Source organism: Streptomyces sp. NPDC027663 (assembly GCF_055566415.1).
On sequence record NZ_JBVHSK010000013.1, the window covers coordinates 1 to 22,481 of the forward strand.

Annotated in this window: 22 protein-coding genes and 1 riboswitch; of the genes, 11 read left to right on the forward strand and 11 right to left on the reverse strand. The window is 72.3% G+C overall.

Features of this window, described 5'->3' with window-relative positions; genetic code table 11:
- The 3 genes from ACZ4SF_RS28395 to ACZ4SF_RS28405 form a co-directional block, all read right to left on the reverse strand.
- Positions 1-773: amidohydrolase family protein (locus ACZ4SF_RS28395; RefSeq protein ID WP_468389512.1), on the reverse strand; the 773-nt coding region annotated here is incomplete at its 3' end.
- On the reverse strand, positions 770-1,660 hold the full coding sequence (locus ACZ4SF_RS28400) for an NAD(P)-dependent oxidoreductase (protein ID WP_468389515.1): 891 nt from the start codon (positions 1,658-1,660) through the stop codon (positions 770-772). The genes ACZ4SF_RS28400 and ACZ4SF_RS28395, both read right to left, overlap by 4 nt.
- Complete coding sequence (locus tag ACZ4SF_RS28405) at positions 1,657-1,995, reverse strand: antibiotic biosynthesis monooxygenase family protein (protein ID WP_468389518.1); 339 nt, start codon at positions 1,993-1,995, stop codon at positions 1,657-1,659. Before ACZ4SF_RS28405 ends, ACZ4SF_RS28400 begins: the two co-directional genes overlap by 4 nt.
- Before the next feature lie 502 nt (positions 1,996-2,497).
- Positions 2,498-2,711, forward strand: a riboswitch (cobalamin riboswitch).
- A gap of 55 nt (positions 2,712-2,766) precedes the next feature.
- On the opposite strand from ACZ4SF_RS28405, the gene ACZ4SF_RS28410 reads away from it, so the two are divergent.
- The 4 genes from ACZ4SF_RS28410 to ACZ4SF_RS28425 all read left to right on the forward strand — a co-directional run bounded on the left by ACZ4SF_RS28410 (position 2,767) and on the right by ACZ4SF_RS28425 (position 5,151).
- The gene (locus ACZ4SF_RS28410; RefSeq protein ID WP_468390104.1) at positions 2,767-3,150 is read left to right on the forward strand and encodes a (2Fe-2S) ferredoxin domain-containing protein; all 384 of its coding nucleotides are present in this window, start codon (positions 2,767-2,769) and stop codon (positions 3,148-3,150) included.
- Between the two features lie 512 nt (positions 3,151-3,662).
- Complete coding sequence (locus tag ACZ4SF_RS28415; protein WP_468389521.1) at positions 3,663-3,884, forward strand: CbtB domain-containing protein; 222 nt, start codon at positions 3,663-3,665, stop codon at positions 3,882-3,884.
- Positions 3,885-3,905: 21 nt separating this feature from the next.
- The gene (locus tag ACZ4SF_RS28420; RefSeq protein ID WP_468389524.1) at positions 3,906-4,658 is read left to right on the forward strand and encodes a CbtA family protein; all 753 of its coding nucleotides are present in this window, start codon (positions 3,906-3,908) and stop codon (positions 4,656-4,658) included.
- Between the two features lie 145 nt (positions 4,659-4,803).
- The gene (locus tag ACZ4SF_RS28425; RefSeq protein ID WP_468389527.1) at positions 4,804-5,151 is read left to right on the forward strand and encodes a hypothetical protein; all 348 of its coding nucleotides are present in this window, start codon (positions 4,804-4,806) and stop codon (positions 5,149-5,151) included.
- A gap of 15 nt (positions 5,152-5,166) precedes the next feature.
- On the opposite strand, the gene ACZ4SF_RS28430 is transcribed toward ACZ4SF_RS28425, so the two are convergent.
- Positions 5,167-5,751: a histidine phosphatase family protein gene (locus tag ACZ4SF_RS28430; protein WP_468389529.1), complete on the reverse strand. Its 585-nt coding sequence runs from the start codon at positions 5,749-5,751 to the stop codon at positions 5,167-5,169.
- Positions 5,752-6,023: 272 nt separating this feature from the next.
- Here ACZ4SF_RS28430 and ACZ4SF_RS28435 point away from each other — a divergent pair, with 272 nt between their 5' ends.
- Positions 6,024-8,246, forward strand: coding sequence for an FUSC family protein (locus ACZ4SF_RS28435; protein ID WP_468390107.1), 2,223 nt, complete (start codon positions 6,024-6,026; stop codon positions 8,244-8,246).
- Between the two features lie 35 nt (positions 8,247-8,281).
- On the opposite strand, the gene ACZ4SF_RS28440 is transcribed toward ACZ4SF_RS28435, so the two are convergent.
- The 4 genes from ACZ4SF_RS28440 to ACZ4SF_RS28455 form a co-directional block, all read right to left on the reverse strand.
- Positions 8,282-9,265, reverse strand: a complete 984-nt coding sequence (locus ACZ4SF_RS28440) for a trypsin-like serine peptidase (protein ID WP_468389532.1) — start codon at positions 9,263-9,265, stop codon at positions 8,282-8,284.
- Between the two features lie 174 nt (positions 9,266-9,439).
- The gene (locus ACZ4SF_RS28445; protein ID WP_468389535.1) at positions 9,440-10,408 is read right to left on the reverse strand and encodes a threo-3-hydroxy-L-aspartate ammonia-lyase; all 969 of its coding nucleotides are present in this window, start codon (positions 10,406-10,408) and stop codon (positions 9,440-9,442) included.
- 52 nt (positions 10,409-10,460) lie between these two features.
- Complete coding sequence (locus ACZ4SF_RS28450) at positions 10,461-11,642, reverse strand: alanine racemase (protein ID WP_468389538.1); 1,182 nt, start codon at positions 11,640-11,642, stop codon at positions 10,461-10,463.
- A 14-nt stretch (positions 11,643-11,656) separates the two neighbouring features.
- The gene (locus tag ACZ4SF_RS28455; RefSeq protein WP_468389541.1) at positions 11,657-12,427 is read right to left on the reverse strand and encodes a helix-turn-helix transcriptional regulator; all 771 of its coding nucleotides are present in this window, start codon (positions 12,425-12,427) and stop codon (positions 11,657-11,659) included.
- 176 nt (positions 12,428-12,603) lie between these two features.
- Here ACZ4SF_RS28455 and ACZ4SF_RS28460 point away from each other — a divergent pair, with 176 nt between their 5' ends.
- Complete coding sequence (locus tag ACZ4SF_RS28460; protein WP_468389544.1) at positions 12,604-13,383, forward strand: thioesterase II family protein; 780 nt, start codon at positions 12,604-12,606, stop codon at positions 13,381-13,383.
- Positions 13,384-13,489: 106 nt separating this feature from the next.
- Here the strand turns inward: ACZ4SF_RS28460 and ACZ4SF_RS28465 are convergent, their stop codons facing one another.
- The gene (locus ACZ4SF_RS28465) at positions 13,490-13,990 is read right to left on the reverse strand and encodes a peptidylprolyl isomerase (protein WP_468389547.1); all 501 of its coding nucleotides are present in this window, start codon (positions 13,988-13,990) and stop codon (positions 13,490-13,492) included.
- Positions 13,991-14,862: 872 nt separating this feature from the next.
- On the opposite strand from ACZ4SF_RS28465, the gene ACZ4SF_RS28470 reads away from it, so the two are divergent.
- The gene (locus tag ACZ4SF_RS28470; protein ID WP_468389550.1) at positions 14,863-15,480 is read left to right on the forward strand and encodes a chloramphenicol phosphotransferase CPT family protein; all 618 of its coding nucleotides are present in this window, start codon (positions 14,863-14,865) and stop codon (positions 15,478-15,480) included.
- Between the two features lie 6 nt (positions 15,481-15,486).
- Here ACZ4SF_RS28470 and ACZ4SF_RS28475 read toward each other — a convergent pair whose 3' ends face one another.
- A complete protein-coding gene (locus ACZ4SF_RS28475) occupies positions 15,487-16,560 on the reverse strand; it encodes an NAD(+)/NADH kinase (protein ID WP_468389553.1) in 1,074 nt (357 codons plus the stop codon).
- Between the two features lie 421 nt (positions 16,561-16,981).
- Between ACZ4SF_RS28475 and ACZ4SF_RS28480 the strand changes: the two genes are divergently transcribed.
- Positions 16,982-17,701 carry a DUF4232 domain-containing protein gene (locus tag ACZ4SF_RS28480; RefSeq protein ID WP_468389556.1) on the forward strand — a complete coding sequence of 240 codons (720 nt, stop codon included), beginning with the start codon at positions 16,982-16,984 and terminating at the stop codon, positions 17,699-17,701.
- A 197-nt stretch (positions 17,702-17,898) separates the two neighbouring features.
- Positions 17,899-19,728 (forward strand): sigma-70 family RNA polymerase sigma factor, encoded by a 1,830-nt coding sequence (locus ACZ4SF_RS28485; protein ID WP_468389559.1) that lies wholly within the window; start codon positions 17,899-17,901, stop codon positions 19,726-19,728.
- A gap of 235 nt (positions 19,729-19,963) precedes the next feature.
- Here ACZ4SF_RS28485 and ACZ4SF_RS28490 read toward each other — a convergent pair whose 3' ends face one another.
- Positions 19,964-20,158: a DUF2795 domain-containing protein gene (locus tag ACZ4SF_RS28490; RefSeq protein WP_468389562.1), complete on the reverse strand. Its 195-nt coding sequence runs from the start codon at positions 20,156-20,158 to the stop codon at positions 19,964-19,966.
- A 177-nt stretch (positions 20,159-20,335) separates the two neighbouring features.
- Here ACZ4SF_RS28490 and ACZ4SF_RS28495 point away from each other — a divergent pair, with 177 nt between their 5' ends.
- Positions 20,336-20,623, forward strand: coding sequence for a DUF2795 domain-containing protein (locus ACZ4SF_RS28495; protein WP_468389565.1), 288 nt, complete (start codon positions 20,336-20,338; stop codon positions 20,621-20,623).
- A gap of 244 nt (positions 20,624-20,867) precedes the next feature.
- Complete coding sequence (locus tag ACZ4SF_RS28500; RefSeq protein WP_468389568.1) at positions 20,868-22,370, forward strand: purine-cytosine permease family protein; 1,503 nt, start codon at positions 20,868-20,870, stop codon at positions 22,368-22,370.
- Positions 22,371-22,481: the final 111 nt, after the last annotated feature.

The following is a 22,481-nucleotide window of genomic DNA, read 5'->3' on the forward strand; positions in this document are numbered from 1 at the left end:
TGCGCGCATCTACTCATACTCCTCCCTCTCTTCTCACCCCACCCCCCCTCGCCTCCACCCCCCCCCTCCCCCCCCCCACCCCCCCCCCCACCTCCCCCCCCCCCCCCCCCTCCCCCCCCCCCCGCCGCCGTCTGCAGGCGCTCCGGCAGCAGCGCCATCGCGCCGCCGCCGGTTGCGCCGATCAACCGCAGCCCCGGGTACTTGTCCAGCCACCCCGCGAACGCGATCATGGCCATGCCCATCGTGACGTCACCGAACCGGCCGATCTGCTCGACGAAGCCGATCTCGTCGACCCGTTCCGTGCCGACCGGTTCGGCCGGCGCGTGCACCAGGACCGGCACCCCCGCCTCCGCGGCCAGCGCGAAGAAGGAGTCGGCCCGCTGCGAGCCGAGCAGCTCCCCGTGAACGCTGGACGTCGTGATCAGGCCGACGAAGGCGGGGTCCGCGAGGGTCTCCCGCACTCCTTCGAGGTGATCGTCGTCCCCGAACGGGTTGGCGTACACGTAGCCGCGCAACTGGTCCGGGAACCTGCGGATCAGGCCTGCCATCCAGGCGTGGAAGCCGCGCAGCCGGTCGCGTGGTTGCGCGTAGTTGTCGACGCCCGGAACCCGCGCCATCGCGCCGGCCCCGACGGGGCTGCCGATGATGGTGAGGTCGATTCCGGCCTCGGCGCGAGCGGCGAGCATGCCGTCGACGTCGGTGAGGCTCGGGGGCATGGGGAAGCGCTTGGCCGCCTCCGGTGGGGACAGGTGCCCGTGAATGTCGATGATCACGTGTCGGTTTCCGGTTTCGGTGCGAGTGCGCGGACGACCGCGGCACAGTCCTGGTCGCCCAGTCCTCGCTCGGTGGCGCGGACGTGGGTCTCCGCCGCGGCGGACGCCAGCGGCAGACTCAGGCCGACTGCTGCTGCCTGCTTGGTAGCGAGCATGAGGTCTTTCGCCATCAGCCGCAGCCGGAAGTCCGGCTCCTCGAAGCGGCCGGCGGCTATGCGCCTCGACTTGAACGCCATGACCGGCGAGGCGAAACCGCTGCCCGCGATCGTCTTCAGGACCAGCTGACGGTCGAGGCCGCAGGCCGCCGCCAGCTCACTGGCCTCGGCCAGCGCCTGCACCTCGATGCCCATCAGCAGGTTGAGGAGCAGCTTCATCCGCATGCCGGAACCGAGTGCGCCCAGATGGACGACCTCCTTGGCCAGCAACTGCAGCACAGGGCGGACGGCGTGGAACGCCTTCTCCTCGCCGCCGGCGAACAACCGCAGTTCACCGTCGCGGGCGTGGTCCCGGTTGCCGAGCATGCCGACGTCCAGGACCGAGGGGACGTCCCCCGCGATCTGGACGACCTCGTCGGGGGAGACGGTGCTGGCGCAGATGAGGACGCCCGGGTAGGGGCCCTTGGCCAGCACGCCGTCCGGGCCGCGGAGCACGTCGCCGAGGGCTTCGCCGTCGGCGACGACACAGATGGCGGCGCTCGTACCCGCGACGGCGTCGGCGGGATGTGCGGCGGCGTGGGCGCCCGCCTCGGCAAGCGGCGCGATCCGCTCCGCGGTACGGTTCCAGACCCGGACCTTGATTCCCTGGTCGAGGAGGCGACCGGCCAGGCCGGCACCCATTGCGCCGAGCCCGAGCACGGCGACCGGGCCGTTGGTGGTGTGTGGCGTCATGACGCCACCCCCTTGGTCTCCTTGATCACCCGGAACCGCAGCGACTGCCGCTGGTCGACCCACTCGCGCAGCGGCGCCACCAGCTCGCGGTGCTCCTCGCTCTGCTGCCAGGCGAAGAACTGCTCGGCGGACTCCCACTCGCTGGTGATGACCCACTGACGGGAGTCGTCGGCGGGTTCACCGAGCCGCTCGACGATGTGACCGGGGCTGCTCGCCACGGACTTCCTGAGGTGCTCGTACAGGTCCAGGAACCCCTGCTCGCCGCCCTCGATCACACGGACCGCGAAAACGACGCTCAGCTTGTCGGCCGGTCGGCCTTCATGGTTCATGCCCATGTCTCCTCCTGATGATGAGATCCGGCAGGACACGCATCCCACGGACTCATGTCCCCCGTACGGCTGCAACTCCGAATGGGGGACAAGCCAGTCGGCACAAGGGGTTCACGTTCCGTCATTAGACAATTCGGGTGAGTGGCGGGCGGTTTTGCCGGGGGAAACGGGCGAAGTCACCGGCCGCGAGGTTTACCGGCCCGGCGGGCGGCGGTCGGGCCGAGCGGTCCGGCACCGGGCGCGAGGACCAGGACGCCGGAGCCGGGCCTGGCTTCAGGTGGGGAGCCACCGGACCGCGGCGCGCGGGAACTCGAAGCACGGATCGACGGCGCGGTCGGCCGTAGTGCGTGACGGGTCGGGGTTTCCCGGCGTCAGCCGTGACGGCGCGGTCGGCCGTGGTGCGGGGTTCGGGCTTTCCCGGCGTCAGCCGTGGCGGCGCGGTCGGCCGTAGTGCTGCCATGGGAGGTGTGGTGGGGGGAGGGCCGGCCTGCCGGACCCGGTGGTGACGGACCGTGGCATGGTTTCTCGTCGCCGGTGATGGAATGATGATCGGCGACATAAGGCGACGGCGGTCCGAGGAAGCCGGTGTGAATCCGGCGCGGTCCCGCCACTGTGACCGGTGAGCGAGTTCCGGCATGCCACCGCCCCGGGGCCCGGGGCGGGAAGGCGGGGCGAAGCGATGACCCGGGAGCCAGGAGACTCACGCGGTCGCCTCCTCACGGAACACCGGGGCGGATCTCCCCGGGAGGGGAGTGGCGCGGCGTGCCCGAGAAGTCGGTGGACGAGGCAGCGAACGGGGCTGTGGTACGGAGTGGTTCGGCGCCGTGCCGGGTCGTCGTGTGCCGGGACTGCTGCTGCGGCAGTCCCAAGGTGACCGGTGTCGATCACGCGGCGCAGACCGCGCGCCTGCGGGCGGAGGTGCCGGTGCGCGTCTCCGAGTGTCTCGACGTGTGCGATCAGGCAAACGTCATCGTCGTACAGCCGTCCGCCGCGGGCCGGGCCGCCGGTGCGCGGCCGGTCTGGCTGGGGCTCGTCAACGATGCCGACGCGACCGAGGACATCGTCACCTGGGTGCATGCCGGCGGCCCGGGCGTGGCTCCCCTGCCGGACATCCTCGACCTGTACGCCTTCACGCCACCGCGGCGTCGTGTCGGTTCCTGACGGGCCGTGGACGTGCGCGGGCGGTAAGGCCCTGTACATGTGGGGGGCTTGGGCCGTGTATGTGTGGTGGCTTGGGCTGCGGACGTGTGGGGGCCGTGTGGTGGCTTGGGCCGTGGACGTGTGGGTTCCTACGCCGTGGCCGTAAGGGTTCCTACGACCGTGGTGGGGGTGAGGCCGCACGGTGAGCCGGCAGGTCCGGCCCGGCGACCTCGCTCGTGCGGCAGTGAACTCGGCATGCACCCGGCAAAGTTCCGCCACCGGTGACCCACGCGCCCCGGGCCCCTCTGCCCCGCGGGAGAGGAAGATCACGCCTGATGGGTGCGGTCTTGGCCGTGCGCGTGTCACGCGGTACGGTCTGTGCGATATCGACGACGGCGAGACGGAAGCCGGTGGGAATCCGGCACGGTCGCGCCACTGTATGCGGGCTCCGGAAGGTGCTCGTGAGTCAGACCCGTGGCCGTCGTCCTGTGCACCACCGAGATGGGACGCGAACTCCCAGAGGAGGTTCTGCCATGGCGCAGACCGTCGCCCAGCCGACAGCCACCAACCCCGCCGTTCCCGCGACGCTGCCGCTGAAGGCGATAGCTCCCTGGGCGGTCTTCTTCGGCATCCTGATGCTGGTCCTGCTGTACTTCGTCGGCGCCGAGCAGGGCGCCACCTCGGTGTTCAGCGGCACGGACGTGCACGAATGGGTGCACGACGGCCGGCACCTGCTCGGCTTCCCCTGCCACTGACGCGAGGGACTCCGTACGCTCATGAACTCCGCAACGGTAAGAAACCTTCTCGTGCGGGGCATGCTCGCCGGCCTCGCCGCCGGTGTGCTCGCCCTGATCGTGGCCTACTTCCTCGGTGAGCCGAGCGTCGACAAGGCGATCAGCTTCGAGGACGCCCACTCACACGAGCACGAGATGGAAGTCGTCTCCCGCTCCGTGCAGTCCACGGCCGGCCTCGCCACCGGTGTCCTCGTCTACGGGGTCGCCTTCGGCGGTATCGCCGCGCTCGCGTTCTGCTTCGCCCTGGGCCGTGTCGGCCGTTTCGGCCCGCGGGCCACAGCACTGCTGCTGTCGGGCAGCGCGCTGCTGGCCGTCTATGTGGTGCCGTTCATGAAGTACCCGGCCAACCCGCCGTCGGTGGGCGACCCGGACACCATCGGCAAGCGGACCACCCTGTACTTCCTGATGATGGTGCTCAGTGTGCTGCTGGCGGTCGCCGCGACCATCCTGGGCAAGCGCCTGGCGCCTGCTCTGGGCACGTGGTGGGCGACCGTGGTGGCGGTGGCGGCGTTCGTCGTCGTGGTCGGGCTGGCGTACGAGTTCCTGCCGGTCATCAACGAGGTGCCGAAGGACTTCCCGGCCGCCCTGCTGTGGCGGTTCCGCCTGTCCGCGCTGGCCATCCAGGCCGTGCTGTGGACCGGATTCGGGCTCGCCTTCGGTGAGTTGGCCGAGCGTCTGCTGAACCCCAAGCCGGCGACGGCCGCGTCCGGGCAGACGGTTCCGGCCGCGCGCTGATTCCTTCCGGACAACAGAGGGCCCCTCGGAACCATCCGGGGGCCCTCTGGCGTTCCCCGGACACCGATGCGCACGGGATCACCGCCATGGCACAGGACCCGGCTGATCCGACGCGATCCACCCCGGCGAGGAGCGGAGGAACCGAGTGGCCAGACACCCCCAGCCGCGCCGCATCACCCTCGGTGGGCGCGAGGCGGTCGCCCTCACCGTCCAGGAGTACGAGCAACTCGTCGCCAGCCGACGGCAGATAGGCGGCCAGAGCGCCCGGGTGCGCGTGCTCGCCCAGCAGGCGAAGCGGACCGAACGGCTCCTGGAGGAGTTGCAGACCCTGGTCGAGGCCCCGGCGGACTGCGGTGAACGGAACACCACGGTGCCGTCCCCATGCCCGGCGTCCTGCCCCGCGCACCGAGCGGCAGAGGCCGACGCAGGCACCGACTGCCTGCGCTGCGCCGTCGCGGCCCTGCTGCACCGGCACCGGCACGGGGCCGCCTGACGGCGGGGACCGCACTCAGGGGCTGGTGCCCGGCCCGGCCAAGGGCTGTCCGAGGCGCAGATTCCACCGCCCGGCCCGTCCGCTGAGTTCCGTTGCCGTCAGCGGGGGTACGTCGAGCCGCCAGAAGGCGGCAGCGGGCAGGTCCAGCACCTGGACGACCGCGGCCCGTACGACCTCCGGCTCGACCACGGCGAGCGTACGGCCGTCCCGGTCCCGCATGCCGTCCAGCCAGCGCCCGACCCGCTCGCACACGTGCTGGACCGACTCCCCGCCGTGTGCCGCCCAGCCGGGATCGGTGAGCCACCGGCCCACCGCCTCCGGTTCCGCGGCTCCCACGTCCTCCAAGGTGCGGCCCCGCCACCGGCCCACATCCAGAGCTCTCAAGTCGGCCGTCTCCACGGCGTCGAGGCCGAGCGCCGCCGCCGTCTCCCGGCAGCGCGCGCTCGGGGAAGCGGCCGCCCGGGCAGCGGTCGGCAGCGAACCGGCCGCCGAGCGGGCGCGGGCCGCGCCGATGGCGTCGATCGAGTCACCGCCGTAGAAGCGGGCCTGCCGCAGTGACGGGCTCGTCGCGGGCGAGACGAAGACGACTCGGCTGGTCACGTGGCTCCTCGGAGAAGTTTCCGGTGGTCGCCGGGCCATGAGTACGTCCCCTCGTCCCGTCGGCCTCGGCGGCGAACATAGCATCCGCAGACCTCGCGGTTCCCGCAGATTCGCAGGTCAGCGAAGGCGGGAGCGCAGCTGGGGGCCGGCCCGCGGTGCCCGGGGAAGGTGCCGGGGGCCAGGCGGTGGGTGATTCTGGAGGGGTGTGGGGTGTCCTAGTGAGCCGGCTGCCGGCGGCCTACGCCGCCTCCGCTCGTCGCGCCCTGCGCGTGATGCTCGCTGCCGCAACCGGCTTCTACCTCTTCCGCTACGGCTTCGGCCTCCCCGTGGCGGCGACCTACGCGCTGTTCACCGCGATCGCACTGGGCGGCCTGTCCAGGATCCCCGGCACCGGCCCGCAGCGCTCCGCGCTGATCCTGCGCCTGCTGCCGGTGTGCTGGCTGCTCGTGACCGTCGGCACCTACCTGTCCGTACGGACCTGGAGCGCGGTGACCGGCATGCTGGTGATCGGCTTCGCGCTGGCCTTCTCCGCCGTGGGCGGACCGCGCCCGGCAGGGGCGGCGCCGGGGCTGCAACTGCTCTACATCCTGCCGTCGTTCCCGCCGTACGATCCCGGCTCGCTCGCCGAGCGGCTGATCGGCACGACCACCGGGGCGGTCCTGCTGATCGCCGCGGAGGCGCTCCTCTTCCCCGAGCCCCGCCCGCCGACGTACCGGGAACGGGCGGCCCGCGGCGCGCTGACCGCGCAACGGTGCGCGCGGCTGCTGGCCGCACCCCCCTACGCCCTGACCGCCGCGGACATCCAGGCGGAGCACCGGGCGAGCCAGGCGCTGCGTGACCGCAACCAGCCGGAGGCCGAGCGGCCGGCGGGGCCCGGGGTGCGCGATCGGGCACTCACCCACACCGGCCTCACCACCCGAACCCTGCTCAGCCGGCTGGTGCAGCTGCCCGCCACGCCGGGGGAGGAGCCGGACCGCGAGGTGACCGCCGTACTGGACGCCGTGGCGCGACTGGCGGCGGCGACCGCGGCCTGCCTGCGGGCCGGGCCACCCCCCACGGCGGAGTACGCGGACCTGGTCGCGGCCCGCGCACACCTGTCCGACCGCTCCGAGGGCGCTCCTCCCGCCGGGACGGACGCCGGCCACCCGGCAGCCGAGGCGAGCGCCGGTCACGCGTCCGCCGGGGCCGGCGTCGGCCGCGGTCCGGAGGGGGCGGTCGTCGGCCACCCGCCCGACGGGTCCGGTCCCGTCGCCGGTCTGGCGCCCGCCGTGCTGCGCCGTCACGCCGCCGTGCTGGAGATCGCCGACGCGGCGCTGGCCATGGCCACGGCGGCCGATCTGGCGGTACGGGGCCGGCACACCTCGATGGAGACGGCGCCCGGCCGCTTCTGGTACGCGACGGTCCCGGCTCCGGTCCTGTGGTGGCACCGGCTGCGCGGCCATGCCGGGCGGCGGTCGGTGTTCTTCCAGAACGCGGTGCGTATCGCGCTGGCCCTGACGGCGGTCCGGCTGGTGGCCGGGGTGGACACCCTGCCCCACGGGTTCTGGGCCATGCTGGCGACGCTCACCCTCGTCCGTACCACCGTGGACCAGACGTGGAGCACCATCCGCGTGGCACTCGCGGGCACACTGGCCGGGGCCCTGGTGACCGCCGGCATACTGATCGGCGTCGGTCCGCACACCGTCGTCTACGCCGTCATGCTCCCGCTGTGGATGCTGTTCGCCTTCACGGTGGGTCCCGTGCGGGGCGTCGGCTGGGCCCAGGGCCTCTTCACCGTCCTCGTGGCCCTGGTCTTCGCCCAGCTGGCGCCGCCGACCTGGCGGCTGGCCGAGGTCCGGATGCTCGACGTGCTGATCGGCAGTGCGATCGGCGCCGTCTTCGGTGTGCTGGCCTGGCCCCGCGGTGCCCATGACGAACTGCGCTACGCGGCGGCGGAACTGATGCGCAGAGCCGCGGAGATCGTCGTCGCGACCAGTGCCACGGTCGCCGGCGGGGCGGCGGGGGCCACCCAGCAGGGGCCGTCCGGTCACCGGTCGCTGCAACGTGCCGTCATCCTCGCGGAGTCGGCTTATGCGCAGTACCAGAGCGAGCCGCCGCGGATGGAGCCCCAGAGGCACAGGACCGAGCTGCCCGACATGGACTGGCAGGCCACGCTGATCACCGGGCACCACACCCTCTGGGGGTCCGCACGGTTGCTGGAGCCGCCGCGGACCACGCTGAGCCCACCGTCGGCCGAGTCGGCAGGCGTGCTGGGGGAGCGCGTGGCCGGGCGGATGCTGCTGGTCTCGGCGGCGCTGGACCCGGGAGACGACACCCCGGCTTCGGTACCGATGATGGACCCGGCCCTCGCAGGCTTCGCAGCCGAGCCGCCCGGCGCCCCGCGACGCTACTACGCGACCGTCTCCTGGCTGGCCTCGCTCATGACCGACCTGGCCCGGATCGCGCACACCGGCCGCGCCGCCGCTGACGACGGCGGCGCGACCGCGGACGAGTGACGTGGTTCGGCGGGCAGAGCGGTCGACGGACGGTGCTAGGAGGCCTGGGCCTTGTCGTACAGGGCCTTGGCCACGTCCCCGAAGTAGGGACCGAACATACGGTTCGGCAGGAACGTGTAGCCGAAGCTGTTCACGGAGACCTGCAGACCGGTGCCGGTCGCCTCGTTGAAGCCGGTGAACCAGGGGCCACCGCTGGATCCGCCCGTCATGTTGCAGGCGAGGCTGTGATCCTGCGTGAAGAGGAAGTCCTTCGAGCTGTTGCCGCTGCAGTAGATCAGCTTCGTGCCGTCGTACGGCGACGCGGCCGGGAAGCCGAAGGAGTACATCGGCTTGTTGTAGCCGCCGTTGAACTGGATGCCTTGTGCACCGACGACCGAGGTGAGCGTCCTGCCGTTCAGGGGGCTGACGACCGCGGCGCCGACGTCGTTGTTGATGTCCTCGCTCGCTTCCCATTGCGGGGTCGTCAGCGTCTTGGCGGCGGTCCACTGGCCGTACGGTGCATTGCCGTTGTTGTAGCCCGGCACGAACACCCAGTTGGTGTGCCAGCTGCCCTGGTACTTCACACAGTGGCCGGCCGTGATGACGGTGCTGGCGTTCTGGCTGGTCACGGCGTTGCCGGTGCAGGATGCGGTGCGGCCCTGGAAGGTGAAGAACACCCGTCCCGAGGTCGGGACGACGGCACCGCCGCCGGTCCATGCGCCACCGGCCTGCGGGAAGGAGGCGAGGGCGGCGGTCGGTGCCACGGTGGTCGAACGGCCGTGGGTCACCGGGGCCTTGACGGTCCCCGCGGCCTGCTTGGTCAGTAGCAGGTCGAGGGGGGTGGCGCTGCGCATGCGCTCGGCTGTCCAGAACGTGCGGGCCTTGTGCTGTTCGGCTGTCGAGGCGGTGCGGGCGGCGGCCGACGGCCCGGACGGCGCCGCGTCCGGTGCCGCTTCGGCGGCGCCGGCGTAACCGAGGCCGCCGGTGAACAGGGCTCCTACGGCCAGCAGTATGCCCGTGGCAGTGCGATGGCGTCTCACGCAGGTCTCCTTCTGCCGTGCCGGGACTGGTCGGGTCCGGGCAGGGTGGGGGAACGAAGAGCAGTGCGAACAGACGTGCGTGAGGCAGCGTGCCACGGAATACCTGAATTGTCAGGGGCACGTAAAGATGTTTCGGTGGCGGCGCGGTCGGCCGCCGGCGCGGGCCGGGAGCGGTCAGTCGGCGACGAGTTCGCAGAAGCGACGCGTATCGATGTTGCCGCCGGACGCGATGACGCCGATCCGCCGCGGCGGGTTGTCGACACGGCCGGCCAGGAGGGCCGCCAGGGGCGTGGCGCCGCTGGGTTCGAGGACGATCTTCAGGCGTTCGAAGGCGAATCGCAGGGCGCTGACGATCTCGGCGTCGCCGACCAGGGCGATACCGTCGACCAGGCGCTGGTTGATCGGGAAGGTGATCTCGCCCGGGGTGGGCAGAGCCTGTCCGTCGGCGATCGTACGGGGCACCGGGACGGTCACGCGTGCGCCGCTCTCCAGGGAGCGCTTGGTGTCGTCACCGGCCTCCGGCTCGACGCCGATGACACGGATGCCGGGGTGCAGCGCCGTGGCCGCGACGGCGCTGCCGGCGATGAGGCCGCCGCCTCCCACGGGTACCACGAGCGCGTCCAACGGGCCCGCCTCCTCGAGGAGTTCGAGGGCGGCCGTGCCCTGGCCGGCGATGACGTGCGGGTGGTCGTAGGGCGGGATCAGGGCCAGGCCGCGATCCTCGGCCAAGGCGTGGCCGAGCGCGGTGCGGTCCTCGGTGTAGCGGTCGTACGTGACGATCTCCGCGCCGTACCCGGCGGTCGCCGCCAGCTTGGAGCGGGGCGCGTCCTCGGGCATCAGGATGACGGCCCTGGTGCCCAGCTCGCGGGCGGCCAGTGCGGTGGCCTGGGCGTGGTTGCCGGAGGAGTAGGCCGCGATGCCCTTCGCCCGCTGCTCGGGCGACAGCTGGGCTGCGGCGTTGTACGCACCGCGGAACTTGAATGCCCCGACCCGCTGGAAGTTCTCGGCCTTGATGAACACCTGTGCACCGACGAGGGAGTTCAGGGTGCGGGAGGTGAGGACGGGGGTGCGGTGGGCGACACCATTGAGGCGTGCGGCGGCCTCGCGGACGTCGTCGAAGGATACGGGCAGTGCGGCAGCCATGAGGGTCCTTTGGCGTAGTGGGGCGCGGTGGCGGGACGAAGGGGGGGGCGGCTCACCAGCCGGTGACCCGGGGCCAGAAGGCTTCGATCGTGGGGGCGGCAGCGGTGTCCTGGGAACCGTCGACGACGTGGTAGCCGTGGTGCTGGGCGGCGGTGGCGCAGGCGTGGTTGGGGAGGATGCGCAGGCGGGTGCCGATGGGCAGGTCCGGCAGAGTGCCGCCGTCGCGGGCGGTGAGGGTGCCGTGCTCCTGACTCGCGGCCGTCATGACCAGGCCGGGGATCAGGGTGCCGTGCAGATCGGCGACCAGGCCGTAGCCCTGGTCCTGCGCCTGGGCGGCGGTGCCGCGGTCGCGGGACATCGCCATCCAGCCGCCGTCGGTGACGATCCACCCGTACTCGGGGCGGTGGCCGATGACGGTGACGACGACCGACAGCGCGAGGTCGTCGAGGGCACAGACGCCGAGGCCCGCCATGACCAGGTCGAAGAAGACGTAGTTGCCGGCGCGGAGTTCGGTGACCCCGGTGAGGTCATCGGCGGCATGGGCGGTCGGCGTGGAGCCCACACTGACGGTCCGCACCGGCAGGCCCTCGGCGCGGAGCCGTTCGGCCGCGGACACGGCGGCGTCGCGTTCGTTCTTCGCGGCCAGCCGCTGTTCCTCGGGGCCACGTGCGAAGTACGACTCGCCCGCATGGGTCAGCACACCGTCCAGGCACCCCGCCTCGTGCAGGAGGCAGCCGATCCCGGGAAGCCCGGGCGCGTCGGGCTTCAGTCCGCCGCGGTGGCCGTCGCAGTCGATCTCGATCAGGGCCGGGACGGCGATGCGGGCCTCGCGTGCGGCAGCGGCGACGAACGTGGCCTGCTCGGTGCTGTCGAGCAGCACGCGCAGGGTGACACCACGACGCAACAAGGCGATGACGCGCGGAAGTTTGTGCGGGGCGATACCGACGGCGTAGGTGATGTCGGTGTGGCCGGCGTCGGCGAACGCCTCGGCCTCGGCGAGGGTGGAGACGGTGACGGGACCGGGAGCGCCGTCGTGCAGAAGGGCGGCGGCGTCGAGACTCTTGGCCGTCTTCACATGGGGGCGCAGGGCGACCCTGAGCCGGCCGGCCCTGGCCCGCAGCCGTGCGACGTTGCGCCGCGTCCGGTGCACGTCGACCACGGCGAATGGGGTGTCCGGTCCGGCCAGGGTGCGGGCGGCGGCGGAAGAGGGGGAGGGGGAGGGGGTGTTGGTCATGAGCGAGCGGCCCTTCACTTCGCGTAGTTGTAGACCGTCGCCCGGGACACGCCGAGCAGGTCGGCGATGGTCTGCGCGGCGTCGCGCGAGTCGAAGTAGCCGTCGCGCTGCAATTGGCGTACCAATGCCTTCTTGTCCTCCCGGCTCAGCGACCTGGGCGTTGCGGCACGCTCGGCGGCATGGGTCTCGACGGCCTGGCGCAGCTCGCGCGCGGTACGGTCGCGCAGGGTCTCCAGAGGCTGGTCGCGGTGCTCGGTGTCCGTCGCCACGAGGTTGGACAGCGCGAGGGTCACCGGCGACAGGACGGACACGTCCAGGTTCAGGCACAGCGCCGCGACATACTCGCCCGCGGCGTTCTTGATGCCGATGGACGTGCTCTTCGCCGGGCGGCCGTCGGGAAACCGGTTGGGGTAGTTCTGTACGACGCTCGGATAGTGCGGGTCGGCGATCCGGGCCAGGCCCAACTCCGTTGCCGCGTCGCCTACCTGACGGCCGGACAGGTTGTTCTCGATGGCCCGGATCGCGTGGCCTGGGTTCCGCAGGTCGTGCAGCACCACCTCGCACAGCCCCGGGAACATGCGGCCCAGCGCCACGGCGATCTTCTCGGCCTCCCGGATGAGGTGCTCGTCGGCGTCGGTGACGGTGGTGGCGCCGCCGTCGATGTGGGTGGTTGCCAGGGTCCCCGCGCACTCGTCGGTCTCCGCGCACTCGTCGCGGCTTTGCGTGTCGTCCGCGCGGTGGTCCATGGGCACCCTCGTCCACTCGGTGTTCGACTTTCTGTCCATCTCTGGACGATAAGGCTAGGCAGTCGTGGGGTCGCTGTCCAGCGTCCTCAGGCCGGTCGCGCACTTCCCGGCCTTGCGCCCAGGCGCCCTGCGACTGGCGCCGACCACCCAAGTACCGTGCGTACAAGCACGTATCGCACACAGCACGATCGAGAACGTTCCGCCGAGGGGGACACATGGCCGACCGGTACAGGGCACAACACACGCCGTGGCTGCGCAGCTTCCATCAGCCGGCACCGGGAGCGCCCCGGCTGCTCTGTCTGCCGCACGCCGGCGGCTCCGCGAGCTTCTTCTTCCCCGTTTCCAAAGCGCTGTCGCCGGCGGTGGACGTGCGTGCGGTGCAGTACCCCGGCCGCCAGGACCGCCAGCACGAGAACCCGGCCCGTTCCATCCAGGAACTCGCGCAGGGGGTGTTCGATGCGCTGGACGACGCGGAGGACACGCCGCTGGTGCTGTTCGGGCACAGCATGGGGGCTGTGGTCGGATTCGAGCTGGCCCGTCTCCTGGAGAACGCGGGGCGGCCGCCCGCGGTACTGATCGTGTCCGGCCGCCGGGGCCCGGCCATCGAGCGGATCGACACCGTCCACAAGGGCGACGACGCGTCGGTGCTCGCGGAGGTGGCCAAGCTCGACGGCACCGATTCCGCACTGCTCCAGGACGAGGAGATTCAGCGGATCATCCTGCCCGTGCTGCGTGCCGACTACTATGCGATCGAGACCTACCGGCGTACGCCCGGACCGCGGTTGGGCTGCCCCTTCGTCGTGATGACGGGGGACGCCGACCCCCGGGTGACGCCGGACGAGGCCCGCGTCTGGGCCGAGGAGACCGAGGGCGGGTTCGAGCTGGAGGTCTATCCCGGCGGGCACTTCTTCGTGGTGGCACAGCAGGAGGCCGTGGTGGCACGGATCGACGCCGTGCTGCGGGGGCTCGGTTCCGGCACGGGAGCGGTGGCCTGAGGCATCCGGGCGGATCGGTGCCGCGGCGCCGCAGCGGTCGGCTGCGCGAGCCGGGCGGCTTGGCGCAGGGCGGCACCGGCTGCCGGCGCCGCCCTTGCGGGGTGCGTCAGCCGAGCACCTTGGCGGACTCGATGACCACGGGCTCGTTGGGGACGTCCCCGTGGCCCTGCCGGTTGCCGGTCTTGACGCCCTTGATGGAGTCGACGACGTCCTGGCCCTCGATGACCCGGCCGAACACGGCGTAGCCCCAGCCGTTCGGGGTCTTCGACGAGTAGTTGAGGAAGGCGTTGTCCGAAACGTTGATGAAGAACTGGGCCGTTGCGGAGTGCGGGTCGCTCGTCCGCGCCATCGCCACGGTGTAGGCGTTGTTCTTCAGCCCGTTGTCGGCCTCATTCTGGATCGGGCCCTTGGTGGGCTTCTGCTGCATGTCCGGGGTGAAACCGCCGCCCTGGACCATAAAGCCGTTGATTACCCGATGGAAAATCGTGCCGTCGTAGTGGCCGTTGCCCACGTACGCCAGGAAGTTCTCGACGGTCTTGGGCGCCTCGGCGTCGTTGAGTTCCAGCACGATGCGGCCGAAGTTGGTGTTCAGCTCGACTGTCGACATCACAATCTCCTTATTCCGGTGGGGCTTGCCCACGCCTACGGTATACGGCCCTGGCGGCCGTTCTCCGGTGCGGTCGAGGGCCACGACGGCCTGCCGCTCGAGCGCACCAGGGAATATATGACCACAGGGGGCACGCGCGGCGCGGCAGCGCCCCGGGCATCGAACGGCCATCCGGGTCACCGCCGGTGCCGGCCGACCGCCCACGGATGCTTTTCGCCGGACATTCGTCATCCGAACGGCCCTCGGCCGGATGCGACTTCCGCGTCGACGGCAGTGGACCGCGACTCGGCCCGGTCGGCACGTACGCGCGGCGATGCGGGCGGTCCGGATCGGTGGCGACGGCGCTCCAGCACGTGATGGCCGGTCAGGGGGCACAGCCGTTCGCCGAGAACCGTGCCGAGAACCGTACGGAGACGGCCCGGCTCCTGCGCCGACCGGCCGGAACGTACGTGTCCGCGGGCCGCCTGCCGCAGCGCCGGCAGGCTTCACCGGTCGCCCACCACCGCGAAACCCGGCGGTCCCGCACGCGGCGTCGGTCACACGCCGTGGGCTCATCGCCGCACTCCAGGTGCGGGCGGGGTGAGGAAGCCGTTGGCGGACCGCCACCCCGACACAGTAGGTTCCTTTCCGGAACGCAGTGAACGCCGAAAGGGAACCTACTGGTCTCACCGGCCGAGCCGGAGCGGACGGAGACGACGGACACCCCGATTCCAGGGCGTTCCAGTGGCGATCCCCGGAAAGCCCGATTGCCGGGGCGTCCCCGGGTCGATCCCCGGATAACCCGATTCCCTGGGCGTCCCCCGAAACGATCCCCGCAAAGCCGGTCCCCGAGGCGCTGCCCGGATCGGTCGCCGGGAAGAAAGGACGACGAGATGACGGCCGCAGCGGCTGTGAAGCCGGACGACCCGGATCACGCGCGCATCCCCGACACGCCCGCCAAGGGCACGGTGATCCTGCTCAACGGCACCTCCAGCTCCGGCAAGTCCAGCATCGCCCGGGCCCTGCTCGACACCCTCGACGGCATCTGGTTCCACATACCCGTCGACGCCTTCCACTCGATGCGCGGTGGCACGCCCATTGCCGACGAGGACCTCCAGGCCGAGATCGACCGCACGGCCAAGGGCTTCCACCGTGCCGTCGCCGGAATGGCCGCGGCGGGCAACAACCTCGTCGTGGACCATCCGCTGACCCGCCGCTGGCGGCTGCTGGACCTCCTCGGTCTGCTGGAGCCGCAGGACACACTCCTGGTCGCGGTCCGCTGCCCGCTGCCCGAGCTGGAACGCCGGGAACGGATACGCGGTGACCGGCAGCCCGGGCTGGCCGCCCTGCAGTACGGGCAGGTCCATGCGCACGGCCCGCACGACCTGGACGTCGACACCGGCGTGCTGTCCCCGCAGGAGTGCGCCCTGCGCATCCGTGACCTGCTGCGGCAGCGCCCTCGCCCCACCGCCTTCGAGCAGCTCCGGCGGACCGTGCCCGTCCCGGGCTGAACTCTCTCAGGACAGCCCGGGCGCGTCACCGGGCGCCGCGGGCAACGCCAGGTGGGCCAGATCGTCCGGCGGGGGAGTGGTCACCGGCCACAGCGGAGCGGCGCCCCCGTCGGCGAGCGCGGCCGGTGCGTCGGTGAGGTTCATGCGCTCTCGCAGCCGGCCGTAGAAGTCCGTCGGACCGAGCCGCACCGCCTTGAGCCGGCGTGGAGCGGCGTACACACCGATCCAGTCCCCGGGGCTCAGCACGCCGCGCAACTGGCCGTCGATGCTGACCGCGGCCTGGCCCGACCGTTCGAGGACCCGTAGCGCGACGGCCTCGTCGGGTGCGGCCACGACCGAGCGGTTGAACACCATGTGCGGGGCGACCGGTGTGAAGACGAGGCCCTCCGCGCGGGGCGAGACCACCGGGCCGCCCGCGGCGAAGCTGTACGCGGTGGACCCCGTGGGCGTGGCCACCAGCAGTGCGTCGGCCGAGTAGGAGGCCAGCAGCTGCCCGGACAGATACACCGCGACCGACACCTGCCGGTCCCGGGCCAGCTTCTCCAGGACCACGTCGTTCAGCGCGGTGACGTTGAGCGCGACCCCCCAGTCCCCGCCCGCCTCGCACTCGGTGCGCACCCGGGGCGGGGGCAGCATCGGCCCGCGGCCGTACCGCAGCAGCGCCTCCATCTGTGTCGGCACCTCCAGCCGGCAGGACGCACGCAAGGTCAGAAGCATCCGGCTCTCGACGCGGATCCGCCCCTCCCGTACGGCGTCCAGCGCCTCGCGCACCGCCGCGGCCGGGACCTCCGTCAGAAAGCCGACGCGGCCCAGGTCGACGCCGAGCACCAGGGCGTCGTTCTCGGCAGCCAGCCGGGCACCGCGCAGGAACGTGCCGTCGCCGCCCAGGGTGACGATGAGATCCGGATCGTGCGCCGCGTCGACCTCCTCGCGGGCGCTGTGCCGCGCGCCCTGCCGCCACACGTCGATGTCGGTACACCCCACCGCGTGCTCGGCGCACCACGCGCGCACGGCCCGCGCGACGGCCACGGCCTCGGCACGCCCACTGTGCACGACCAGGCCGACCTGCTGCACCGTCATACCCGCACACCGCCTCTCCGCCGGCTCCGTCCGCAGGCCATCCTCGCCGTCGGCCGGCCCGCCCCGCCGCGCGCCACGCCGCCCGGCGGGTGCCCGCGGGTCTTCTTCCCGCCGCCCGGGCCGCAGCCCTGGCCGCTGCGCGCAGTCGGCTACGACGGTGCGGGACGGCCAGTGTTGCCGCCGCCCTGGCCGCTGCGCGCAGTCGGCTGTGGCGGCGTGGGACGGCGCTTCTCTCCACCGGGGTCGGCGGCTGTGCCGTACCGGGGTCGGCGGCTGTGTCGAATCGGCCATGGTCATGTCACCGCCATGTCACAGCGCGGGCCCGGGGGAACGCCATGACCCGCCGCTCTGTCTGTCCCGGTGAGCACCGGCTCCACGCCGGTCGAAGAGACCACGACCACCACACACATCGGGGGACCCCATGCAGCACCGTCACACCGGCCGCATCACCGCGGCAGCCCTGGCCGCGATCGCCGCCACCCTCTCGCTGACGGCCTGTCAGTCGGGGAGCGGCACGTCGCAAGCCGAGCCGTCGGCCACCAAGGCCCCTTCGTCCAGCGCCCCCGCCACGCAGGCCCCGGCTTCCGCGAGCCCCCGCCCCGCCGACGGCACCCGGTCCGCTTCGCCCACCCACGCTTCTCCGGCCCCTGACTCTCCCGCCTCCGCGTCCCCGGCCTCCGACACATCGGGCGGCAGCGGAAAGGCGTGCACGGCGAAGGCGCTGGAGGCGACGGCGTACCAGGCGGCCGACCGTCCCTCGGGTACCGGCACCGGAGCCGCGATCGTGGAGTTCACCAACGTCTCGGCGACGGCGTGCGTGCTGCAGGGCCACCCGACGGTGGCCGGGGCCGGCAACGGCTCGCCCCAGCACTCCGTTCCACTGAAGGTGACCCGCACGGGCGCAGCCCCCGCCGTGCCGGTCGCGCCGGGCGGCAAGGCATGGGTGAAGCTCACCTTCGTACAGGTGCAGGGCGAGGCGGACGGGTACTGCGTGTCCGGCGCGACGCCCACCGTGTACCCGACGCTGGTGGTCGGTCTGCCCGGCGCCGGTGCGCACCAAGTCGCCTTGACGGACGGCCAGTTCGCCGAGTGCGACAACAAAGTCACCGTGACCGCGGTGACGGCGGCGAAGCCGTCCTGACCCGCGCCGATCCCCGGCCGTGACCCCCGCGCGGGGGTCACGGAACCGCCCGCGTGTGATCTCCTCCATTGCGGTGGTCCGCCGTCCCTGTGAATCTCCCCTCGAACGATTTTCCGAAGAACTGTTATCGGCACCGCACCGAGCGGTCTCCCAGGTAACGGACAGCATCGTTCGGCGTCGAGGACAGGGAAGTTCTGATGAGCACACAGCACACGGTGGACACGGCGGCACTGGTGAACGCCGCCCGAGCGGGGGACCCGGCGGCCCAGGACGCCCTGGTCAGTGCCTACCTTCCGCTGGTGTACAACATCGTGGGGCGGGCGCTGAACGGTTCCGTCGACGTCGACGACGTGGTTCAGGACACCATGCTCCGGGCCCTGGGCTCGCTCGGCGACCTGAGATCCCCCGAGAGCTTCCGCTCCTGGCTCGTGGCCATCGCGATGAACCGGGTGCGCGCGCACTGGCAGGACCGGCAGCTCACCCAGGGAGCCGTCGAGGAGGAGACCGGCGACCTCGCCGATCCCGGCGCCGACTTCGTGGACCTGACCATCGTCCGGCTCCAGCTGTCCGGCCAGCGCCAGGAGACCGCGCGCGCCACGCGCTGGCTGGAGCCGGAGGACCGGGAGGTGCTGTCGCTGTGGTGGCTGGAGTGCGCCGGTGAGCTGACCCGGGGCGAGGTCGCCGCGGCCCTCGGGGTGTCGCCGCAGCACACAGCGGTACGGGTGCAGCGGATGAAGGCGCGGCTGGAGGCGGCCCGCGTGGTGGTACGGGCGCTCGACACACGGCCGGCGTGCGAGGAACTGCGCGGTGTGCTGGCCTCCTGGGACGGCCGCCCCTCCGCGCTCTGGCGCAAGCGCATAGCCCGGCACGCCCGCGACTGCGCGCGCTGCAGCGGGCTGTGGAGCGGCCTGCTGCCCGCGGAGGGTCTGTTGGCCGGCCTGGCCCTGGTCGGGATCTCGTCGGCGCTGCTCGCGACGACCCGTTCCGGGGCGACCGGCATCACCGCGGCCGGCTCCACCGCCCCGGTCCCGTCGTACGACCTGACGGCCGCCCACCCGGTCGACGGCAGCTCCGGCGCGGGTCACGGGGAGGCGAACGGGGGTCATGGGGGAGCGGACACGGACCACTTCGGGGCGGACACGGGCCACTCCGGGGCGGACACGGGCCACTCCGGGGCGGACACGGGCCGCTTCGAGGCGGATGCGGGTGACTTCGGGCCGGAGGACCACGGCCTCGGCTCCGACGCGCCGGTCGGGCTCCGCGCCTCCCGCCGGCGGGCCACGGCCCGGGACGAGGCGCGGCGCCGGCGACGGAACCAGCGCCGGGCCGTCGGCGGCGCCGTGGTGGCCGCCTGTGTGGCGGGCGGCGGCTTCTGGTGGTTCGGGGCCGACTCCGGACCGGAGAGCAGGGAGGTGACCGCCAGGCACACCGCCGGCGCTCCCGTCGTGGACCTTTCCGAACCCAGCGCCGCCGCGACCTCCTCGTCACCCTCGGCCTCCGCCTCGCCGTCCCCGTCGCACTCGAAGAAGGCGAGCCCCTCCAAGAGCCCCAGCCCCACCCGCAAGAGCACGGCACCCAAGCCCGAGCGGGCCGCGCCCACGACTCCGCGCGCCACCCCCACCGTCCAGGCCCAGTCGGCGCCCACCGGCACGGTGGCGCAGGTGATCGCGCTGGTGAACAAGGAGCGGGCGGCGGCCGGGTGCGGTCCGGTCACCGGGGATCCGCAACTGGACAAGGCCGCCCAGGGACTCTCCGACGACATGGCCGCCCGCGGCTTCTTCGACCACACGGACCCGGACGGCAACGGCCCCGGCGAGCGCATCACCGCAGCGGGCTACCGCTGGTCCACGTACGGCGAGAACATCGCCCGGGGGCAGCAGACCCCGCAGGCCGTGATGGACTCCTGGATGAACAGCCCCGGCCACCGCGCCAACATCCTCAACTGCTCGTTCAAGAACCTCGGGGTCGGCGTCCACAACGGCTCCGGCGGCCCGTGGTGGACCCAGGACTTCGGCGCCAAGCTCTGAGCCGCGCCGTCCGGGGCGCGGGCTCCGGGTCACGGTCGTGCACGTCCGTGGGCCCGGGTGTCGTACGGCCAGGCGTCGTACGGCCGGGCGTCGTACGGCCGTACGCGTGCGCCGGTCCGGGCGTGCCGCTTCCGCGGCCTGCCGGAGCCCGGCGCAGCGCGACGCCTGCCCTGTGACGACGCGGCGACCGGAGCCTTGGGCGTCCGGTCGCCGCGCGGCCTGTGTGGGGTCGCCGTCACTCGTTCCGGAAGACGGCCTTGCTGACCTCGGCGGGGTTCTGGAACTCCTTCTTCCCGAGGTGGGAGATCCGCTCGGTGATCTCCTTGGACGCGTGGTTCTCCTCGGCGACCTTCCGAAGCTGGTCGGAACTGGCCGGGTACTCCGCGCCCGACAGGGCTTTCTGCAGATCGGTGGGCCTGACACCCGCCATGGCTCCTCCAGGCGGTGAGGTGGTGCACGTCCTGTCACCGGCGCCGCATGCTGCGCCGGACTGACCAGGTACCCACCGGCCGGAAGCGGATTCAGGAATTCTGCCGGGTCATGGTCGCCGCCGCCCACGGGTACTCGGGGCCCCGGAACCGGCACGCGCCGCATCCGGGAGGACCCGATGAGTGAGAGCACCCCCTCGCAGGCCGAGGGCGACGAAGAGGCGGACGCCCCCGAGAGGGAACAGCCGCCGCGCACGACACCGTCTCAGGCGGAGGGACCGGACCCCGCCGAGGAGTACGCCGGCCGTGAGGACGTGGCGCGGTCGGTCCGCGCGGACCCCGGACCGGACCTCGGCCTCGACGCCGACCAGCCGGTGGAACAGGCACGGCACGGCGGCAAGCCGGGCCTCTCCCGGCACCTGCGGGAGGAACCGAAGACCCCGATCCAGGAGGAGTTCGACCGTTGAGCAGAGGAGTTCGACCGTTGAACACCTGACACCGGGGTGAGGTCCCGACCGCCGAACACCCGGCCGTCCAGATGTGGTCCGGTCGCTGAGCACCTCAAAGTCCCGGACGCACCGATCACCGAGCAACCCGGGGCGGCCGGGCCGCCGGGCGCTCGGCGGCCCGGGGCCGTCCGCCTTGACGCCCCTGATGCCCCGACCTAGCGTGATCGCACACGTCCGGTCAGTTAGGGCAGGGGGCTCGGCGATGACGGACCCGCAGGTCCCGCTCGGCAGCAGATCCACCGGCCGCCCCGTCCAGATGGAGACGCACGGACTCGACGTGATCGGGGACGCGGAGCGCAGGGGCACCCCGCGCACGCTGTTCTGGCCCTGGTTCGGCGCGAACGTCTCCGTTCTCGGTCTGAGCTACGGCGCCTTCGCGTTCGGCTTCGGCATCTCCTTCCCACAGGCCCTCACGGCCGGAGTGCTCGGCATCGTCGGCTCGTTCCTGCTGTGCGGCTTCATCGCGGTCGCCGGCAAGCGCGGCTCCGCGCCGACCATGGTGCTCAGCCGGGCCGCGTACGGCGTGCGCGGCAACCGGCTGCCCTCCGTCGTCTCCTGGATGCTCACCGTCGGCTGGGAGACCGTCCTCATCGCGCTCGCCACGATGGCCACCGCCACCGTCTTCAGCAGCCTCGGCTGGGGCGGCGGCACCGAGACCAAGGTGGTCGGCCTGCTGGTGGTGGCCGCGCTGACCGTGGTCGGCGGGGTCATGGGATTCGACCTGATCATGCGGCTGCAGACCTGGATCACCCTGATCACCGGCGTCCTCACGATCATCTACATCGCCCTCGTCGCCGACCACGTCGACTGGGGCTCGGTCGACGCCGTCCCGGCGGGTTCGGCTCAGCAGTTCATCGGCGCGCTGGTGTTCATGATGACGGGCTTCGGGCTCGGCTGGGTCAACGCCGCCGCCGACTACTCCCGCTATCTGCCCCGGAATTCCTCCAGCCGGGGCGTGATCGGCTGGACCGCCTTCGGCGCCTCCCTGGCCCCACTGCTCCTGCTGGTCTTCGGGCTGCTGCTGGCCGGCTCCTCCGCGGAGCTGAGCAAGGCGATCGCGGCCGACCCGATCGGCGCGCTCACGACGATCCTGCCGACCTGGTTCCTGGTGCCGTTCGCCGTGGTCGCCGTCCTCGGTCTGGTCGGCGGCGCCGTCCTCGACATCTACTCCTCGGGCCTGGCCCTGCTCTCGGCCGGTGTACGGGTCCCGCGCTACCTGGCCGCGCTCTTCGACGGCGTCCTGATGATTGCCGGCGCGATCTACATCGTCTTCTTCGCCGACGACTTCCTCGGCCAGTTCATGGGCTTCCTGACCACACTCGGCGTGCCCATCGCCGCCTGGGCCGGTGTCATGCTCGCCGATCTGGCCCTGCGCCGCCGTGACTACGACGAGGCCGACCTGTACCGCCCGCAGGGCCGCTACGGCGACATCCCCCTGCTGCCCCTCACCCTGACCCTCGCCGCCACGGCGGTCGGCTGGGGTCTGGTCACCAACAGTGCCGCGAGCTGGCTGACCTGGCAGGGATACCTCCTGGAGCCGTTCGGCCTCGACGGCAGGACCGGTGCCTGGGCCCATGCCAACCTGGGCGTCCTCGTCGCCCTCGCGCTGGGCTTCCTGGGCACGCTGACGACGGCCCGGGGCCGGGTGCGGGACCAGGAGACCCGGGCGCCGAGCACGACGCCCGGCGAGGGGGTGCACGCTTGAGCGCCGGACATCTCGCCGTCATCGGCAGGCGGCGCGTCTTCGCCGATCCGGTGAGCCCCTGAGCCGCTCCCCGCTCCGGCACCGGAGGCTCAGCCGGATCCCCGCACGGGA

Bases quoted from the DNA above. Each gene is read 5' to 3' on its own strand.
- ACZ4SF_RS28475 (WP_468389553.1), bottom strand. From the start codon at position 16,560: ATGACGGTGCAGCAGGTCGGCCTGGTCGTGCACAGTGGGCGTGCCGAG.
- ACZ4SF_RS28485 (WP_468389559.1), top strand. From the start codon at position 17,899: ATGAGCACACAGCACACGGTGGACACGGCGGCACTGGTGAACGCCGCC.
- ACZ4SF_RS28465 (WP_468389547.1), bottom strand. From the start codon at position 13,990: ATGTCGACAGTCGAGCTGAACACCAACTTCGGCCGCATCGTGCTGGAA.
- ACZ4SF_RS28405 (WP_468389518.1), bottom strand. From the start codon at position 1,995: ATGGGCATGAACCATGAAGGCCGACCGGCCGACAAGCTGAGCGTCGTT.
- ACZ4SF_RS28500 (WP_468389568.1), top strand. From the start codon at position 20,868: ATGACGGACCCGCAGGTCCCGCTCGGCAGCAGATCCACCGGCCGCCCC.
- ACZ4SF_RS28480 (WP_468389556.1), top strand. From the start codon at position 16,982: ATGCAGCACCGTCACACCGGCCGCATCACCGCGGCAGCCCTGGCCGCG.
- ACZ4SF_RS28470 (WP_468389550.1), top strand. From the start codon at position 14,863: ATGACGGCCGCAGCGGCTGTGAAGCCGGACGACCCGGATCACGCGCGC.
- ACZ4SF_RS28455 (WP_468389541.1), bottom strand. From the start codon at position 12,427: ATGGACAGAAAGTCGAACACCGAGTGGACGAGGGTGCCCATGGACCAC.
- ACZ4SF_RS28420 (WP_468389524.1), top strand. From the start codon at position 3,906: ATGAACTCCGCAACGGTAAGAAACCTTCTCGTGCGGGGCATGCTCGCC.
- ACZ4SF_RS28450 (WP_468389538.1), bottom strand. From the start codon at position 11,642: ATGACCAACACCCCCTCCCCCTCCCCCTCTTCCGCCGCCGCCCGCACC.
- ACZ4SF_RS28490 (WP_468389562.1), bottom strand. From the start codon at position 20,158: ATGGCGGGTGTCAGGCCCACCGATCTGCAGAAAGCCCTGTCGGGCGCG.
- ACZ4SF_RS28435 (WP_468390107.1), top strand. From the start codon at position 6,024: ATGCTCGCTGCCGCAACCGGCTTCTACCTCTTCCGCTACGGCTTCGGC.
- ACZ4SF_RS28400 (WP_468389515.1), bottom strand. From the start codon at position 1,660: ATGACGCCACACACCACCAACGGCCCGGTCGCCGTGCTCGGGCTCGGC.
- ACZ4SF_RS28495 (WP_468389565.1), top strand. From the start codon at position 20,336: ATGAGTGAGAGCACCCCCTCGCAGGCCGAGGGCGACGAAGAGGCGGAC.
- ACZ4SF_RS28460 (WP_468389544.1), top strand. From the start codon at position 12,604: ATGGCCGACCGGTACAGGGCACAACACACGCCGTGGCTGCGCAGCTTC.
- ACZ4SF_RS28445 (WP_468389535.1), bottom strand. From the start codon at position 10,408: ATGGCTGCCGCACTGCCCGTATCCTTCGACGACGTCCGCGAGGCCGCC.
- ACZ4SF_RS28415 (WP_468389521.1), top strand. From the start codon at position 3,663: ATGGCGCAGACCGTCGCCCAGCCGACAGCCACCAACCCCGCCGTTCCC.